The sequence below is a fragment of the Actinomadura chibensis NBRC 106107 genome (genome assembly GCF_001552135.1).
GTDB classification, from domain to species: Bacteria; Actinomycetota; Actinomycetes; order Streptosporangiales; family Streptosporangiaceae; genus Spirillospora; species Spirillospora chibensis.
In genome coordinates, this window is sequence record NZ_BCQP01000029.1 from 166,587 (window position 1) to 181,993 (window position 15,407).

Here is a 15,407-nt window from a genome sequence, read left to right on the forward strand (position 1 = left end):
ACGCGCCACGTCGGGGGCCATCCCCTCAGCCACTCGTAACGGTCAAGGAGACCCCTTCATCGTGCCTCACCCTGTCCTCACACCGCAGGACGCCCGGCAGATGGCCAAGATCATCGACCGGGCGGACTTCGAGCGCTGGGCCGCCCGCGCCCGCGCTACCGGTGGCTGCTCTCAACCCGTCTACCTCACCGGAACCGTGGAGCACGTCCACGCCGGTACCGGGGAACTGCTGCACCGCTACACCACCGACCGCGAGCCGGACGGCGCGCTACCGGTGGCGTGCAAGACTCGGCGGGCGTCCCGCTGCCCCGCCTGCGCCGAGATCTACCGGGCCGACACCTATCAGCTCATCCGCGCGGGCCTGGCCGGTGGGAAAGGCATCCCGGACAGCGTGGCCGGTCACCCGGCCGCCTTCGTCACCCTCACCGCGCCCTCGTTCGGTCCCGTCCACGCCCGGCGAGTCCGCAACGGCGGACAGGTCGAGCGCTGCCGTCCCCGCCGGGACGCCCGGCCCTGCCCGCATGGCGTGGTGCCCTCCTGCGCCGTCCGGCATGGCGAGAACGATCCCCGGCTCGGGGAACCGCTGTGCCCCGACTGCTACGACTACGCCGGGTCGGTGCTGTTCAACGCGCTGGCTCCGGAACTGTGGCGACGCTTCACGCTGGCCCTGCGGCGCTACCTCGCCAAGTCGGCCAGACTGACACACAAAGAGTTCCGCGAAACCCTGGCCGTCTCGTTCGCCAAAGTCGCCGAATACCAGCGGCGCGGCGTCGTCCACTTCCACGCGGTCATCCGCTTCGACGGACCAGACGGGCCAGCCACGTCCCCGCCCGAGTGGGCCACCGTCCGCCTCCTGGACGACGCGGTCCGGCACGCGGCGGGCGCGGTCTCGGTCACAACTCCGGCCGCTTCCAGCATGCCCGCGCGGTCGCTCTCGTGGGGCGCGCAAGTGGACGTGCGAGCCATCACGGCCTCTGGCGCGCTCACCCAACAGGCCGTCGCGGGCTACATCGCCAAATACGCCACCAAGGCCGCCGAATGCGTCGGCACCCTCGACCGGCGGCTTCGCCCCGCCGATGAGCTGGCCACGCTCCCGATCACATCACACGCCCGGCGGCTCATCGGCGAATGCCTGCGCCTAGGGGCACTGGACGAGTTCGCAGACCTCCGCCTCGTCCAATGGGCCCACATGCTCGGGTTCCGCGGCCACTTCTCCACCAAATCCCGCCGCTACTCCACCACCCTCGGCGCGCTACGCGCCGCCCGCATCGCCTACGCCCGCGAACAGTTCCCTGGCTGGCAACCACCCGACGACCAAGACCCGGAACTCATCCTCACCATCGGCGAATGGCGCTTCCACAGCCAGGGCCTCACACGCGGCGAAGCACTCGTCACCGCCGCACTCACCGGAAGACCTCTACCGCCCTCGCCGGACACAACCGCTAGGAGTGCCGCTTGAGCAAGGCAAGGGTTCAAACACGCCCGGTCGGCCTGAACGAACGGTTGCTGACCGTCGCTGAGGCGGCCGAGTACCTCAACACCTCGCAGCGGTTCCCGCGTCGGCTCATCGCCGAACGACGCATCCGCTTCGTCAAGCTCGGGCGCTTCGTCCGCATACCCGAATCCGCGCTTCGTGAGTTCGTCTCCGCCGGGCTGGTCGAGCCCATGACCGCATCCGACGTCTGGAGGGCTGCGTAATGGCCAAGGGAAACAAGCCGGGTCACCGTCGTTTCGGCAACATCCGGAAGCTTCCGTCCGGCCGCTTTCAAGCGAGCTACCTCGCTCCGAACGGACAGCGACGGACGGCGCCTGAGACTTTCCAGCGCAAGGGCGATGCGGAGAAGTGGCTGACGCTGGCCGAAGCGCAGATCCTCAGTGGCGAATGGACCGACCCTGAGCGGGCCAAGGTCAAGGTGGGCGACTACGCCGCACAGTGGATCGAGCAACGCGCGGGGCTGCGTCCTCGGACGGTGGAGCTGTATGCCTGGCTCCTCAACAAGTACATCGCGCCGCACCTGGGCGGGGTCACACTGGGCAAGCTGAGCACGGCCATGATCCGCGAGTGGCGGTCGACGCTCCTCGGCTCCGGCGTCTCACCAACCATGGCAGCCAAGGCGTACCGGCTGCTCCGAGCCGTCCTCATGACGGCGGTGGAGGAAGACAAGATCCTCCTCCGCAACCCGTGCCGCGTCCGGGGCGCTGGCACCGAGGAGGCTCCCGAGCGTCCCGTGCTCACTGTGGCCCAAGTCTTCGAGTTGGCCGAACGGGTCGGCGTGCGGCCGGTCGGCAACTTCCGCAAGCTGGACTCCGGTGAGTACCGGCTCCGCTACCGCGTCAAGGGCGGAGTCATGCGGCGCTTCCCTCAGACCTTCGCCACTCGCATGGAGGCGGAACGGACGCTGTGGAAGCTGGCGGACGACGGACATGCGGACGTAATCCAAGATGATCGGCTGTTCGCGTTCATCCTGCTGGCCACGTTCGCAAGCCTGCGATGGGGCGAAATCACGGCGCTTCGCCGCTGCGACCTGGACCTGGTCAACCAGACCGTGAGCGTCCGGCGCGCCTTCGTCGAGCGATCCAACGGGGAGATGATCCTCGGTCCGCCCAAGTCCCGCGCTGGCATCCGGACGGTCACGATCCCGGCCCTGATCATCCTCTACTTGGACGCCCACATGGACAAGTACACCGGGAGGGAGCCCGATGCCCTGATCTTCACGGGGGTCAAAGGCGGGCCGCTCCGCCGTAGCGGCTTCAACAAGCTCACGAACTGGAGGCACGTGGTGGAGGCGCTCGGCGTGCCGAACCTTCACTTCCACGACCTTCGGCACACGGGCAACCAGCTCGCCGCCGACATGGGCGTCTCGCTGCGCAACCTCATGGCGCGCATGGGGCACGACAACGAGCGGGCCGCCGTGCGCTACCAGCACCGGTCGGCCAAGGGTGACCGCGCCATCGCGGACGGGCTTAACGAGCTCGTCCAGGCAGAGCATGATCAGAACGACGAGGGGGAGGACGGGGCGGCCGGAGCGCTGGTGCCGGTGGCCTAATTGCACGCTAATTGCACGGCACCCGCCAACGGGTGAAACGATCAAGGCCCAGGTCTCGGGGATCCATCCCCTGGCCTGGGCCTTTGCGTGGGAGCGGGTGACGGGAATCGAACCCGCGCTGTCAGCTTGGGAAGCTGAAGTTCTACCATTGAACTACACCCGCGTGGGGAGGCTTGGGGCCTCCCATGTTGTGAGTACTGTACCGGAAGTCGGTGGGGGCGTGGTCGTGGGATAGCGTTTCGGGGTGCTGCTCTCCGATCGTGACATCAGGGCCGAGCTCGAATCCGGGCGGGTGAAGATCGACCCGTATGAGCCGGAGATGGTCCAGCCGTCCAGTGTGGACGTGAGGCTCGACCGGTACTTCCGGGTGTTCGAGAACCACAGGTACCCGCACATCGACCCCGCCGTGGAGCAGCGGGATCTGACGCGGCTGGTGGAGGTGGACGCCGAGGAGGCGTTCGTCCTGCATCCGGGGGAGTTCGTGCTCGCCTCGACGTACGAGGTGTTCGGGTTGCCGGACGATCTGGCCGCCCGGTTGGAGGGGAAGAGCTCACTGGGACGGCTCGGGCTGCTCACGCACTCGACCGCCGGGTGGATCGACCCCGGGTTCTCCGGGCACGTGACGTTGGAGCTGTCGAATGTGGCGACGCTGCCGATCAAGCTGTGGCCGGGGATGAAGATCGGGCAGATGTGCCTGTTCAGGACGAGCTCGCCGACCGAGTTCCCGTACGGGTCCGAGCGGTACGGGTCGCGGTACCAGGACCAGCGGGGGCCGACGCCGTCGCGGTCGTACCTGAACTTCCATCGCACCAAGGTGTAGTCGACCCCTAGTGCGCCAGGCCCACGCTGAACAGGACGGCTGCCAGGCCCAGGCCGGTTGCGCACAGCGTCAGCACGCGCGGGTGGACGCTGTGCGCCTCCGGGAGGATCTCGGCGGCTGACAGGTACAGCAGCACCCCGGCGAAGAACCCCAGGTACGGGGCGAGGACGGCCTCCGGCACGCGGACGAGCGTCCCGACCGCGGCGCCAGCGATGGGGGCGGCGGCGTCCGCGACCAGGAGCAGGACGGCGGGCCGCCGGTCGCCGCGGTTCAGCGACGCCGCCGTGAACGTGTTGAAGCCGTCCGCGAAGTCGTGCGTGACGACGGCGAGCGCGACGAACGCGCCGACCTCCGTCCCGGACTGGAAGCCGAGCCCGATGCTGAGGCCGTCCACGAGGCTGTGCGCGACGAGCGCGGAGGCGGCGAGCAGCCCCGCCGTCCGCCCCGACCCGGTTGAGACGGCGGGGGAATGGGCGTGGACGTGCGGGGCGTACTCGTCCTCGTGCGCCCGGTGGATCGCCACCGCCTGCTCGACGACGTGCAGCAGCAGGAACCCGATCGCGAAGCCGATCATGGGCGTGGGGACGCCGAGCAGGTCGTGCCGGGCCATCTCCAGCGACTCCGGGACGAGGTCGAAGGCGACGACGCCGAGCATCAGCCCGCCCGCCAGGCCGAGGACGAGGTGCCGGTGGTCGCGCACCCGCATCGCCGTCAGCCCCCCGGCGAGCGTCATCAGAAACGCGAGGACGGACACCAGCACGGCCATTCCTGGGTCTTACCAGGACATCCCCCACCGCAACCACCACCGCCCGCCCGCGCTTAGTTCAGCAAGGCGGGGTCGATCACGGATCCGGCGGGCGGCGCCTGGACGGTCACCGGCTGCCCGTACTCGACGTATTCGAGCCGGTCCTCCCGTCCGCCCTCCATGAGCAGCACGTATGGAGGGCCCTGCGTCGCGATCTGGATCTTGTCCCCCGCCGAGTCGGTGAGGACGACGGTGGGCACCTCGCCGACCTTGCCCGCGCCCTCCTTCCGCCATCCCCGGCCGCTCTTCACCGCCTCGTTGAGCAGGGCCGTCTTGTTCGCGAAGGCCGCGAGTTCGCGGAAGTCGGCGTCGTCGGTCTTCGTCTTGACGTACTTGCCGGAGAAGAGCTGCGCGGCCCCCTTGCCGCCGACCGACCTCCAGAACCCGTCGTTGCCGGACAGGTAGACGACCTTGCCGATCACGGTGAGTCCGGCGCGCTCGGAGCCCTGCTGGAGCGAGCCGGTCGCCTTCGCCTTCCCCGCGAACCGGAAGTCGATCTTGTACTTCTCGCCGTCCTCGACCTGGCCGCGCAGCCGCACGTACCGCGCGGACGCCGTCGCCGCGCGGGCGCGGGCGAAGATCTGGGCCGGTTTCAGGTTCGCGATCCCGTTGTCCGTCGCGGACGGCGAGGGCGACGCCGAAGGCGAGGCGGACGCCTTCGCGGTGGCCGCCTCCTTCTTCGCGCCGTCCGACTCCCCGGCCGGTCCGCATCCGGCGGTGAACGCGAGTGCCAGGACGAGCGCCGCCGGAACCCCCGCCCGTAGATGGTGAAGCACCGACATCTCCTTTCGCTGCATATCGGAGCGAGCCCCCGATGTCGGGAAAATGCTGCTGTGCGGCGGTGCGGAATCGCTGTCGGTATGCTGCGGTCACTGCGCCCTCGCTGCGGAACGACGGCGGTGGCGCCGGGAGCGGGGGCTTTGGGGGTGGTCACGCTGGCGGGCGACGGCTCCCCGCTGCGTTTCGAGATCCTCGGCCGGCCGGCCGCCTGGCGGGACGGACGGGAACTCGACCTCGGCCCCGGCAAGCAGCGGGCGGTGCTGGCCGTGCTCCTGCTGTCGCCCAACCGCCCGGTGCCGACGTCCTCGATCGTCGAGGCCGTGTGGGGTGACGAGCCGCCGGACAACGGGGCGAACGTCGTCCAGAAATACGTCGCCGGGCTGCGCCGCGTACTGGAGCCGGAGCGTTCGCCGCGCTCTCCCGGACGCCTGCTGACGCTGACCGGCGCGGGGTACGCGCTGCGCGTCCCGCCCGAGGGCCTGGACGCCGAGATCTTCCAGGACCGGGTGAAGGAGGCCCTGGCCGTCCGCGCGGCGGGCGACCCGGCGCGGGCCGAGTCGCTGCTGCGGGACGCGCTGTCGGGCTGGCGCGGGACGGCGCTCGCCGGGCTGAACGGCTCGTTCTTCGCCGCCGCCCGCGACCGCCTGGACGAGGAGCGCGCCGCCGCGCTGGAGGCGTGCGCCGAGATCGGGCTGGAGCTGGGCGAGCACGCGCGGCTGGTGCCCGAGCTGATCCGGCTCGTCGCCGAGTACCCGCTGCGGGAGGGCTTCCGGTACCTGCTGATGCTGGCCCTCTACCGGTGCGGACGGCAGGCCGAGGCCCTCGCCGCCTACCGCGACGCCCGCGACTACTTCGCCGACGAGTTCGGCGTCGAGCCGGGCGAACGCCTCCAGTCCCTGCACGTCGGCATCCTCCGCGCCGACCCCGCGCTGGCCCCGCCACCCGCCCAGGACACCCCGCCCGCGGACGATCTTCCAGAACCGGCCGGGACGGGTGCGGCGGCGGGGTTCGCGCCGCCCGATCCGCTCCCCGCGGTGCCGGTGCGGGCCGAGCACGTCCCGACGACGATGGTCGCCGCGCATCCGGCGGCGGCCGTCCAGCCGTGGCCGGGCGTCCCGGTCGTCGGCGCGGCGCCCGCCATCGGGTGGCCATCGCCTCCGCCGCTTCCGGCGCCCGGCCGTCGGGGGTATCCGTGGGTCGTGCGGGCCGGTCTGATACTGGCCCCGCTGCTCAGCTTCGGCGTCCTGACCTGGGCCGAAGCCGCCTACTTCGCGGCGCGGCGCCGGAGCGGGACGCTCGGGATCATGTCCGTCGGCTACCTGGTGATGACGGTCGTCTTCTTCTACGGCGCCGCCGCCACGGACCCCGAGGCGACGGGCTGGTGGGACGTCCCGATGATGCTCTCGGTGTTCGTGACGACGCTCGGCGGCGGCGTCCACATGGCCCTGATCACCTCCGAGCCGTCGTCACCGCCGGACGGCCGTCCCGGGGCGGCGGTGGACGTCGGGCTGATCGAGCGGCGGGTCCGGCGCGAGCAGGCGCGGTCGCTCGTGGCGCACCATCCGGCGGTCGCGCGGGAGCTGCGGATCGGCCGTCCCGACCTCGCCCGGACGTTCGACGACGGCGGCCTGGTCGACGTCAACGCGGCGCCCGAGCACGTCCTCGCCGCGCTGCCGGGCCTGGACCCGCACCACGCGAAACTGATCGTGCTGGCCCGGACGGCGCACGGCCCGCTCGCGTCCGTCGACGACCTCGCCGTCCGGGAGATCCTGCCGTACCACACGGTGCACGCGCTGCGCGAAACATTGATCGCCGTCCCGCCGGACGCCTGACGCCTGACATGGAAAGACCCCCGGCCACATCACGGCCGGGGGTCTTCGCGCGCGCTATTCGGCGGCGACGGGCTCCTTCTCCGGGGCCTTGCCCTCGCCCTTGATGGAGCGGATCAGCAACTGCGAGACGTCGACGACTTCGAGGGTCTCCTTCGCGTCGCCGGAGTTCTTCTTCTCGTTGATCGCGTCACCGAGCATGACGAGGCAGAACGGGCACGCCGTCGAAACGGTGTCGGGATTGGTCGCGAGCGCCTCGTCCACGCGTTCGGTGTTGATGCGCTTGCCGATGCGCTCTTCCATCCACATCCGGGCGCCGCCCGCGCCGCAGCAGAATCCGCGGTCCTTGTGCCGGTGCATTTCCTGCGTCTTGACGCCGGGGACGGTCGCCATGATGTCGCGCGGCTGCTTGTACACCTTGTTGTGCCGCCCGAGGAAGCACGGGTCGTGGTAGGTGATGTTCTCCTCGATCGGCGAGACCGGGGTGAGCTTCCCGGACTCCACCAGGTGCGCCAGGAGCTGGGTGTGGTGCACGACCTCGTAGTTCCCGCCGATCTGCGGGTACTCGTTGGCCAATGTGTTGAAGCAGTGCGGGCAGGTCGCGACGATCTTCTTCACGCCCGCGTCGTTCAGCGTCTCGACGTTCTGCTGGGCGAGCATCTGGAACACGAATTCCATGCCGAGACGGCGGGCCGGGTCGCCGGTGCAGGCTTCCATCGGGCCGAGCACCGCGAACTTCACGCCCGCGATGTGCAGCAGTTCCGCGACGGCCTTGGTGGTCTTCTTGGCACGGTCTTCCAGCGCGCCCGCGCAGCCGACCCAGAACAGGTACTCGACGTCCTCGGACACCTTCTCGTCGACGACGTCCACCTCGAAGTCGAGTTCCTCGATCCATTCGAGGCGCTTCATCTCGGACATCCCCCACGGGTTGCCCTTGTTCTCCAGGTTCTTCAGCATGACGCCCGCCTCGGACGGGAAGCTGGACTCGATCATGACCTGGAAGCGGCGCATGTCCAGGATGTGGTCGATGTGCTCGATGTCGACCGGGCACTGCTCGACGCACGCGCCGCAGTTCGTGCACGACCAGAGGACGTCCGGGTGGATGACGCCGTCCTCGCCGACCAGTTCCTTGTCCACCTGCATGGCGAGCTTCTGCTCGTCGGTGAACGACGCCCGCTTCTCCTCGGACGCCGTGAAATACGGCGCCTTCGCGAGCGCGTGGTCGCGCAGTTCGAGGATGACCATTTTCGGCGACAGCGGCTTGCCGGTGTTCCAGGCCGGGCACTGGGACTGGCAGCGACCGCACTCGGTGCAGGTCGCCATGTCCAGGAAGCCCTTCCAGGTGAAGTCCTCGATCTTGCCGCGGCCGAAGACGTCCTCGTCCGGGTCGGCCTCCTCGAAGTCGAGCGGCTTGCCGCCCGACATCATCGGCTGCGCGGCGCCGAGGCCGTCCGGACGGCGCTTGAACATGACGTTCAGCGGGGCCAGGAAGATGTGCAGGTGCTTGGAGTGGACGACGAACACGAGGAACACCAGCGCGACGCCGATGTGCAGCAGCAGCCCGACCGACTCGACCACTTCGAGGGTGTCGTGGCTGAGGCCGTCGAAGAGGTGGCCGACCGTCCAGGAGAAGTAGGCGCCCTTTCCGTAGGCGAGGTTCCCGCTGGCGTACTCGGCGCCTCGGAAGAAGAACATCGTCCAGATCACGTTGAAGATCATGAACAGCGTGATCCAGGCGCCGGACAGGTGCGAGCCCTTGAACCGGGACGCCCGGCCGATCCGCTTCGGCGAGTTCTTGACCCGGATCGCGGTGAACACCAGCAGGCCCGCGGCGCACGCCAGGGCGATGGTGTCCTGGACGAACCCGATCGGCCCCCACGTCTGCAGCCCCGGAATGTGCTTGTCGAGCCCGGCCAGCAACGCGACCGCGGCCTCCAGGTAGACCGTGATCAGCAGGATGAAGGCCCACATCACCGCGGCGTGCGCGGCGCCCGCCACCGTCCACTTGAGCAGCTTGCGCTGCCCGAACACCTCGGTGACCTGCCCCTCCAGGTCGGCCTTCGGGTCACGCTTGACCTGCAGCACCCGCTCGGGGTCGGGCTGCCCGCTCTTCGCGACGGTGTACAGGAACAGCACCCGCCGACCGGCGAGCGCGAGCGCGACCGCCGCTCCGGCGAGCCCAATGACCAACGTGATCCAGAACACTGTTCCGTCCTCCTGGGGTACGGGCGATGGCAGTCAGCGTAGGACTCGCGACAGACCGCTTCTCACCCGGGGCCCGAATACTACTCGGTAGTAGCTTATGCGTCACCCGCGCCCGACCGGGGCCGCGCCCGCGGAATCTCCGCGCGCACTTCCGGGCTCCGACCTGGCGTTCCTCTCATTCCCCCTACCTTATGGATTCACGACACCGATGAATATCGGACGGTTCCCGAGTCCATATCAGGAGACGGGGCCCGTCCAGCGGCGGTCCCGTCCAGCGGAACGTCACCGGACGATCGTCCAACGGAGGAACCAGTATGACCGCGATGCCCGACCTCGCGCCCGCCGCCCGCCGGATGGCGGGGCTGCTCGCCGGCGTCCGCGACGCGCAGCTCGACGCGCCGACGCCCTGCGACATGCCGCTCGGCGCGCTGCTCGACCACCTGAACGGCCTGACCCTCGCCTTCACCTGGGCCGCCGAGAAGGAGTTCCCGGAGGGGCCGTCGCAGCCGCCGTCCGCGGACGCGTCCCGGCTCCCGCCCGACTGGCGGACCCGCATCCCCGCCCAGCTCGACGCCCTCGCCGCCGCCTGGCGCTCGCCCGACGCCTGGCAGGGCATGACCCAGGCGGGCGGCGTCGACCTGCCCGGCGAGGCGGCCGGACACGTCGCGATGAACGAACTGGTCGTCCACGGCTGGGACATCGCCCGCGCCAGCGGCCAGCCCTACGAGGTCGGCGAGGACGAGGTCAACGCCTGCCTGGCCTTCGTCGCCCCGACCGTCGAGCAGAGCGGCGGCGCGGGCATCGAGGGCCTCTTCGGCCCGGCGGTGGACGTTCCCTGCGACGCCCCTCCACTGGACCGCCTGCTGGGAATGACGGGACGAAACCCGGCCTGACAAGGCCTAAGCCGTAGCCACGGGTCGTGCGGCCGGAGGCGCCCCGGGCGCCGGAGGCCGCACGACCCGGCGTTCAGCTCGATGACGCCGACGTCGGCGAAGTGAGCCCGGCCCAGGGCGGGGCCCGGCCTTCCTCCCAGTGGGGGGTTGAATGCCGGGGAATGGTGGGAAATGCCGGGGAAGCCAGGAGTGGGCGATCAAGGAGGCGGCGGTGGCGGAGTGGGCGCGGCGGGCGACGGCGGTCCGGGTGATCGGCACGGGGGCGATGGGACGCGGGATCGCGCAGCTCGCCGCGGCCGGAGGGCTGACGGTCGAGCTGGCGGACGTCCGGATCGAGGCCGTGACCGGCGCGGTCGAGTACATCGGCGGCATGTTCGACCGGCTCGTGCGCAAGGGGCGGATGGACGCGGGCGACGCGGCGCGGGCCAAGGAGAGGCTGCGCCCGGTGGGCGAGCCGCTCACCCCGTTCCAGGAATGCGATCTCGTCATCGAGGCCGTCCGGGAAGACCTGGACACGAAGCGGAAACTGTTCGCGGCGCTGGAGACCACGTGTCCCGAGAACACGATCCTGGCGACCAACACCAGTTCGCTGTCGGTGACGGCGATCGGCGCGGCGTTGAAAGACCCATCCCGGCTGGCGGGGCTGCATTTCTTCAACCCCGTGCCGTTGATGCGGCTGGTGGAGGTGATTCCGGGCGCGCGGACGGCCGACTGGATCCCGGACGCGCTGGCCGACCTGGTGAGGCGTCTCGGTCACGAACCGGTGGTCGCGCCGGACGCGCCCGGCTTCCTCGTCAACCACGCTGGGCGCGGGCTGGTGACGGAGGCGCTGCAGATCCTGTCCGAGTGCGCCGCCGAGCCCGTGGACATCGACCGGATAGCGCGCGACGTCCTCGGCCTGAAGATGGGTCCCTGCGAACTGCTCGACCTCACCGGAATGGACGTGTCGCACTCCGTCATGGAGTCCATCTGGGAAGGGTTCTATGGGGAGCCGCGATTTCGTCCGTCCAGGATCGGACGGGCCAGGGTCGACGCCGGGATGTTCGGCCGCAAGACGGGTGAAGGCTTCTACGCGTATGTGGACGGCGCCAAGCAGGAGCCCCCGGAGGTGACGGCACCGGCCGTGGAACCGCGTCCTGTGTGGGTGCATGGGGATGTGCGCGAAGAGCTGGGCGCGCTGCTTTCGACGTCCGGGGTGGAGGTCGAGCAAGGGGACGAGCCGTCCGGCCGGGCGGTCGCGCTTGTCGCGCCGTTCGGGCAGAGCACGCTTGGCGCTGCCCAGGCCGAGAACCTCCCTGTGGAGCGCACCTTGGGCGTTGACCCGTTCGGTGGGTTCTTTACGCGGCTCACCCTGTCCGTGCATCCGGGCGTGGACAAAGCGGCTGGACGCGCGGCCCTTGCGGCCCTTGTGGGGACGGGACGTTCCGTCAGCGTCGTCCGGGACGGGCCCGCGCCCGTCGCGCAGCGCCTGCTCGCCGCCATCGTGAACGTGGGCTGCGGGATCGCGGAGCAGCGGCTCGCCCGTCCCGAGGACGTCGACACGGCGGTGCGGCTCGGGCTCGGCTACCCGCGCGGGCCGCTGGAATGGGGCGAGCAGGCCGGGATGGGACGCGTCCTCGCGATCCTGCGCGGCCTGCACGCGGCGACCGGCGACCCCCGCTACCGGCCGAGCGGCTGGCTCGCCGAACGGGCGGCGCTCGGCCTGCCCCTGACCGAGGCCGGCACCGCGCCGTCCGACCTCACGTCCTGACGGCCGAAGCCCGCGGGCCCCCGACTGAGAGGGGCCTGCGGGCTCGGCGGGTCAGAACGGGAGTTTCGCGGGCGGGTTCGGCTCGGCGTCCGTCCATCCCGCCGAACGGCAGGCACTTTCCGCCGCCGCGGGGATCGACGCCCACATTGGGGCCGTCCGAGGTCCACGCGGTCGGCCTGGTCGTGTAGGTGGCGAAGTGATCGCCGGACCAGACGCGGATCCGCGACGGCGACCCGGCCGCCCGCCACAGCGCCGCGTCCCGCGCGGTCTGCGGGGCGGGCCGGGAGGTCGCGGCCGTAGTACGCCACCCGGAGCCCGGCATCGCTTTCACGCGCATCGCCTTCACGGCGTCCTCCTAGGGACGGACGCGGCGCGCTCAGGCCTCGTCCAGGAGGCCGATCTCTTCGCTCAGAAGACGTCGTGGGGAACCGGAATACCCCGCGCACTCGTCCTGTTGAAGAGGTCGTCAGCAAAGTTGAGTCCGGGCGACTCAAGTCATTTGACAGAGCGGGGACGTCCGGGCACTCTTGCGGACAGCAGACGAACCGGCCGCACCCTGGCGCGACCGGGGAGCGATACACCGGAGAAACGACGGAGGACGAGAACATGGCACGTGCGGTCGGCATCGACCTCGGGACGACCAACTCGGTCGTCGCGATCCTGGAGGGCGGCGAGCCCACGGTCATCGCGAACGCGGAGGGGTCGCGGACCACGCCGTCCGTCGTCGCCTTCGCCAAGAACGGTGAGGTCCTGGTGGGCGAGGTCGCCAAGCGCCAGGCCGTGACGAACGTTGACCGGACGATCCGCTCGGTCAAGCGCGAGATGGGCACCGACTGGAAGACCCAGATCGACGGCAAGGACTTCACCCCGCAGCAGATCAGCGCGTTCGTGCTGCAGAAGCTGAAGAGGGACGCCGAGTCCTACCTGGGCGAGACGGTCACCGACGCGGTCATCACCGTGCCCGCGTACTTCTCCGACCACCAGCGGCAGGCCACCAAGGAGGCGGGCCAGATCGCGGGGCTGAACGTCCTGCGCATCATCAACGAGCCGACCTCCGCGGCCCTGGCCTACCACCTGGAGAAGGAGAACGAGGCCACGATCCTGGTGTTCGACCTGGGCGGCGGCACGTTCGACGTGTCCCTGCTTGAGGTCGGCGACGGGGTCGTCGAGGTGAAGGCCACGAGCGGCGACAACCACCTCGGCGGTGACGACTGGGACAACAAGGTCGTCGACTGGCTGGTCGAGCGGTTCAAGAACGCCAACGGGGTCGACCTGTCCAAGGACAAGATGGCCCTGCAGCGGCTCCGCGAGGCCGCGGAGAAGGCGAAGATCGAGCTGTCCAGCTCGACCGAGACGCAGATCAACCTGCCCTACATCACCGCGTCCAGCGAGGGCCCGCTGCACCTGGACGAGAAGCTCACCCGCGCCGAGTTCCAGCGGATGACCTCCGACCTCCTGGAGCGCACCAAGGCGCCGTTCCAGCAGGTGCTCAAGGACGCCAACATCTCGGTGAACGAGATCAACCAGGTCGTCCTGGTCGGCGGCTCGACCCGGATGCCCGCCGTCTCGGAGCTGGTCAAGGAGCTGACCGGCGGCAAGGAGCCGAACAAGGGCGTCAACCCGGACGAGGTCGTCGCGATCGGCGCCAGCCTCCAGGCGGGCGTGCTCAAGGGCGAGGTCAAGGACGTCCTGCTGCTGGACGTGACCCCGCTGAGCCTCGGCATCGAGACCAAGGGCGGCATCTTCACCAAGATCATCGAGCGGAACACGACGATCCCGACCAAGCGGTCGGAGACGTTCACCACCGCCGACGACAACCAGCCGTCCGTGGAGATCCAGGTCTACCAGGGCGAGCGCGAGATCGCCGCGTACAACAAGAAGCTCGGCACCTTCCAGCTCACCGGTCTGCCGCCGGCGCCGCGCGGCGTCCCGCAGATCGAGGTCACCTTCGACATCGACGCCAACGGCATCGTGAACGTCAGCGCGAAGGACCAGGGCACCGGCCGCGAGCAGTCGATGGTCATCACCGGCGGCAGCGCGCTGCCGAAGGACGACATCGAGAAGATGATGCGCGAGGCCGAGCAGTACGCCGAGGAGGACCGGCGGCGCAAGGAGGAGGCCGAGGTCCGCAACCAGGCCGACACCCTCGCCTACTCGACCGAGAAGTTCCTGCGGGAGAACGACGAGAAGGTCCCCGAGGAGCTCAAGAGCGAGGTCAACGACGCGGTCGCCGAGGTCAAGAAGGCCCTGGAGGGCACCGACGTCGACGCCATCAAGGGCAGCGCCGAGAAGCTCGCGCAGATCAGCCAGAAGATGGGCGCGGCCATGTACGCGCAGAACCCCGAGGGCGCCCAGGCGGGCGCCGAGGACCACGGGCCCACGGCCGACGCCCAGGGCGGCGAGCCGCAGGACGACGAGGTCGTCGACGCCGAGATCGTGGACGAGGACAAGCCGAAGGAGGAGGGCCGATGACCGGAGCGGAGCGAGGATCTTCGGCCCTCCACCTCGGGGGTCTGGGGGTCGCCCCCCAGAAAGGCGGTGCATCGTGACGTCCTCCTCTAGCGAGGGCGAGGAGAACAAGGAGGGCCCGGTGATCCGCGACAAGCGGCGCATCGATCCCGAGACGGGGAAGGTCCGGGAGCAGGCGGCGTCCGCGTCGTCCGCCCCGGAGGCCCCGGCGAACGGGGGCGCCACCGCCGCGGACGAGGAGGTCGCCTCGCTCAAGACCCAGCTCGCCGAGCGTCTCGCCGACCTCCAGCGGCTGAAGGCGGAGTACGACAACTACCGAAAGCGCGTCGAGCGCGACCGGGTCGCGGTCCGCGAGCAGGCGCTCGGCCAGGTGCTGACCGAGCTGCTCCCGGTGCTGGACGACATCGGCCGCGCCCGTGACCACGACGAGCTCACCGGCGGGTTCAAGTCCGTCGCGGAGAGCCTGGAGGCGGTCACCGGCAAGCTCGGCCTGGTGCGGTACGGCGAGAAGGGCGAGCCCTTCGACCCGACCGTGCACGAGGCGCTCATGCACGCCTATTCGTCCGAGGTGACGGAGACGAGCGTGATGGACGTCCTGCAGCCCGGCTACCGGATCGGCGAGCGGGTCCTGCGGCCCGCGCGCGTCGCGGTGGCCGAGCCGGGCCCGGACGCCGACGCGGCGGAGTCCGCCGCCGCGCCGGACGACGCGCAGAGCGACGACGGCGAATGACCCTCCGGCGCACGCCGGGGGATCGGGGGGCACCGTCCCCCGTGAAGGACCTTCGCGGGCCCGCCCCGGCCGGGGCGGG

The 15,407-nt window shown here is 70.2% G+C and carries 12 protein-coding genes and 1 tRNA gene; 9 read left to right on the forward strand and 4 right to left on the reverse strand.

Features of this window, described 5'->3' with window-relative positions:
• Positions 1-61: 61 nt before the first annotated feature.
• Genes ACH01S_RS17960 through ACH01S_RS42310 form a run of 3 tightly spaced genes read left to right on the forward strand, consistent with a single transcriptional unit; the run spans position 62 to position 3,047 of the window.
• On the forward strand, positions 62-1,459 hold the full coding sequence (locus ACH01S_RS17960) for a replication initiator (RefSeq protein ID WP_306303248.1): 1,398 nt from the start codon (positions 62-64) through the stop codon (positions 1,457-1,459).
• Entirely contained in the window at positions 1,456-1,698 is a 243-nt protein-coding gene (locus ACH01S_RS17965) for a helix-turn-helix domain-containing protein (protein ID WP_218010298.1), read from the forward strand. Before ACH01S_RS17960 ends, ACH01S_RS17965 begins: the two co-directional genes overlap by 4 nt.
• Positions 1,698-3,047 (forward strand): tyrosine-type recombinase/integrase, encoded by a 1,350-nt coding sequence (locus ACH01S_RS42310; RefSeq protein ID WP_083980825.1) that lies wholly within the window; start codon positions 1,698-1,700, stop codon positions 3,045-3,047. The genes ACH01S_RS17965 and ACH01S_RS42310 overlap by 1 nt, the downstream gene beginning before the upstream one ends.
• A gap of 92 nt (positions 3,048-3,139) precedes the next feature.
• On the opposite strand, the gene ACH01S_RS17975 is transcribed toward ACH01S_RS42310, so the two are convergent.
• Positions 3,140-3,210 (reverse strand) — tRNA-Gly (locus ACH01S_RS17975).
• Between the two features lie 81 nt (positions 3,211-3,291).
• Between ACH01S_RS17975 and dcd the strand changes: the two genes are divergently transcribed.
• A complete protein-coding gene (dcd, locus tag ACH01S_RS17980) occupies positions 3,292-3,867 on the forward strand; it encodes a dCTP deaminase (protein WP_067892601.1) in 576 nt (191 codons plus the stop codon).
• A 7-nt stretch (positions 3,868-3,874) separates the two neighbouring features.
• Here dcd and ACH01S_RS17985 read toward each other — a convergent pair whose 3' ends face one another.
• Positions 3,875-4,633 carry a ZIP family metal transporter gene (locus ACH01S_RS17985; protein WP_067892603.1) on the reverse strand — a complete coding sequence of 253 codons (759 nt, stop codon included), beginning with the start codon at positions 4,631-4,633 and terminating at the stop codon, positions 3,875-3,877.
• A gap of 53 nt (positions 4,634-4,686) precedes the next feature.
• Positions 4,687-5,448 (reverse strand): hypothetical protein, encoded by a 762-nt coding sequence (locus tag ACH01S_RS17990; RefSeq protein WP_148344190.1) that lies wholly within the window; start codon positions 5,446-5,448, stop codon positions 4,687-4,689.
• Positions 5,449-5,598: 150 nt separating this feature from the next.
• Between ACH01S_RS17990 and ACH01S_RS17995 the strand changes: the two genes are divergently transcribed.
• Positions 5,599-7,284, forward strand: coding sequence for an AfsR/SARP family transcriptional regulator (locus ACH01S_RS17995; protein ID WP_067892608.1), 1,686 nt, complete (start codon positions 5,599-5,601; stop codon positions 7,282-7,284).
• 54 nt (positions 7,285-7,338) lie between these two features.
• On the opposite strand, the gene ACH01S_RS18000 is transcribed toward ACH01S_RS17995, so the two are convergent.
• Complete coding sequence (locus ACH01S_RS18000; RefSeq protein WP_067892610.1) at positions 7,339-9,486, reverse strand: (Fe-S)-binding protein; 2,148 nt, start codon at positions 9,484-9,486, stop codon at positions 7,339-7,341.
• A 314-nt stretch (positions 9,487-9,800) separates the two neighbouring features.
• On the opposite strand from ACH01S_RS18000, the gene ACH01S_RS18005 reads away from it, so the two are divergent.
• The 4 genes from ACH01S_RS18005 (at position 9,801) to grpE (ending at position 15,328) form a co-directional block, all read left to right on the forward strand.
• On the forward strand, positions 9,801-10,379 hold the full coding sequence (locus ACH01S_RS18005) for a TIGR03086 family metal-binding protein (protein WP_067892612.1): 579 nt from the start codon (positions 9,801-9,803) through the stop codon (positions 10,377-10,379).
• 211 nt (positions 10,380-10,590) lie between these two features.
• Positions 10,591-12,129, forward strand: coding sequence for a 3-hydroxyacyl-CoA dehydrogenase (locus ACH01S_RS18010; RefSeq protein ID WP_067892614.1), 1,539 nt, complete (start codon positions 10,591-10,593; stop codon positions 12,127-12,129).
• Positions 12,130-12,735: 606 nt separating this feature from the next.
• Positions 12,736-14,601, forward strand: a complete 1,866-nt coding sequence (gene dnaK, locus ACH01S_RS18015) for a molecular chaperone DnaK (RefSeq protein ID WP_067892616.1) — start codon at positions 12,736-12,738, stop codon at positions 14,599-14,601.
• Positions 14,602-14,674: 73 nt separating this feature from the next.
• Positions 14,675-15,328: a nucleotide exchange factor GrpE gene (gene grpE / locus ACH01S_RS18020; protein ID WP_067892619.1), complete on the forward strand. Its 654-nt coding sequence runs from the start codon at positions 14,675-14,677 to the stop codon at positions 15,326-15,328.
• Positions 15,329-15,407: the final 79 nt, after the last annotated feature.

Bases quoted from the DNA above. Each gene is read 5' to 3' on its own strand.
- ACH01S_RS42310 (WP_083980825.1), top strand. From the start codon at position 1,698: ATGGCCAAGGGAAACAAGCCGGGTCACCGTCGTTTCGGCAACATCCGG.
- ACH01S_RS17985 (WP_067892603.1), bottom strand. From the start codon at position 4,633: ATGGCCGTGCTGGTGTCCGTCCTCGCGTTTCTGATGACGCTCGCCGGG.
- ACH01S_RS18005 (WP_067892612.1), top strand. From the start codon at position 9,801: ATGACCGCGATGCCCGACCTCGCGCCCGCCGCCCGCCGGATGGCGGGG.
- dnaK (WP_067892616.1), top strand. From the start codon at position 12,736: ATGGCACGTGCGGTCGGCATCGACCTCGGGACGACCAACTCGGTCGTC.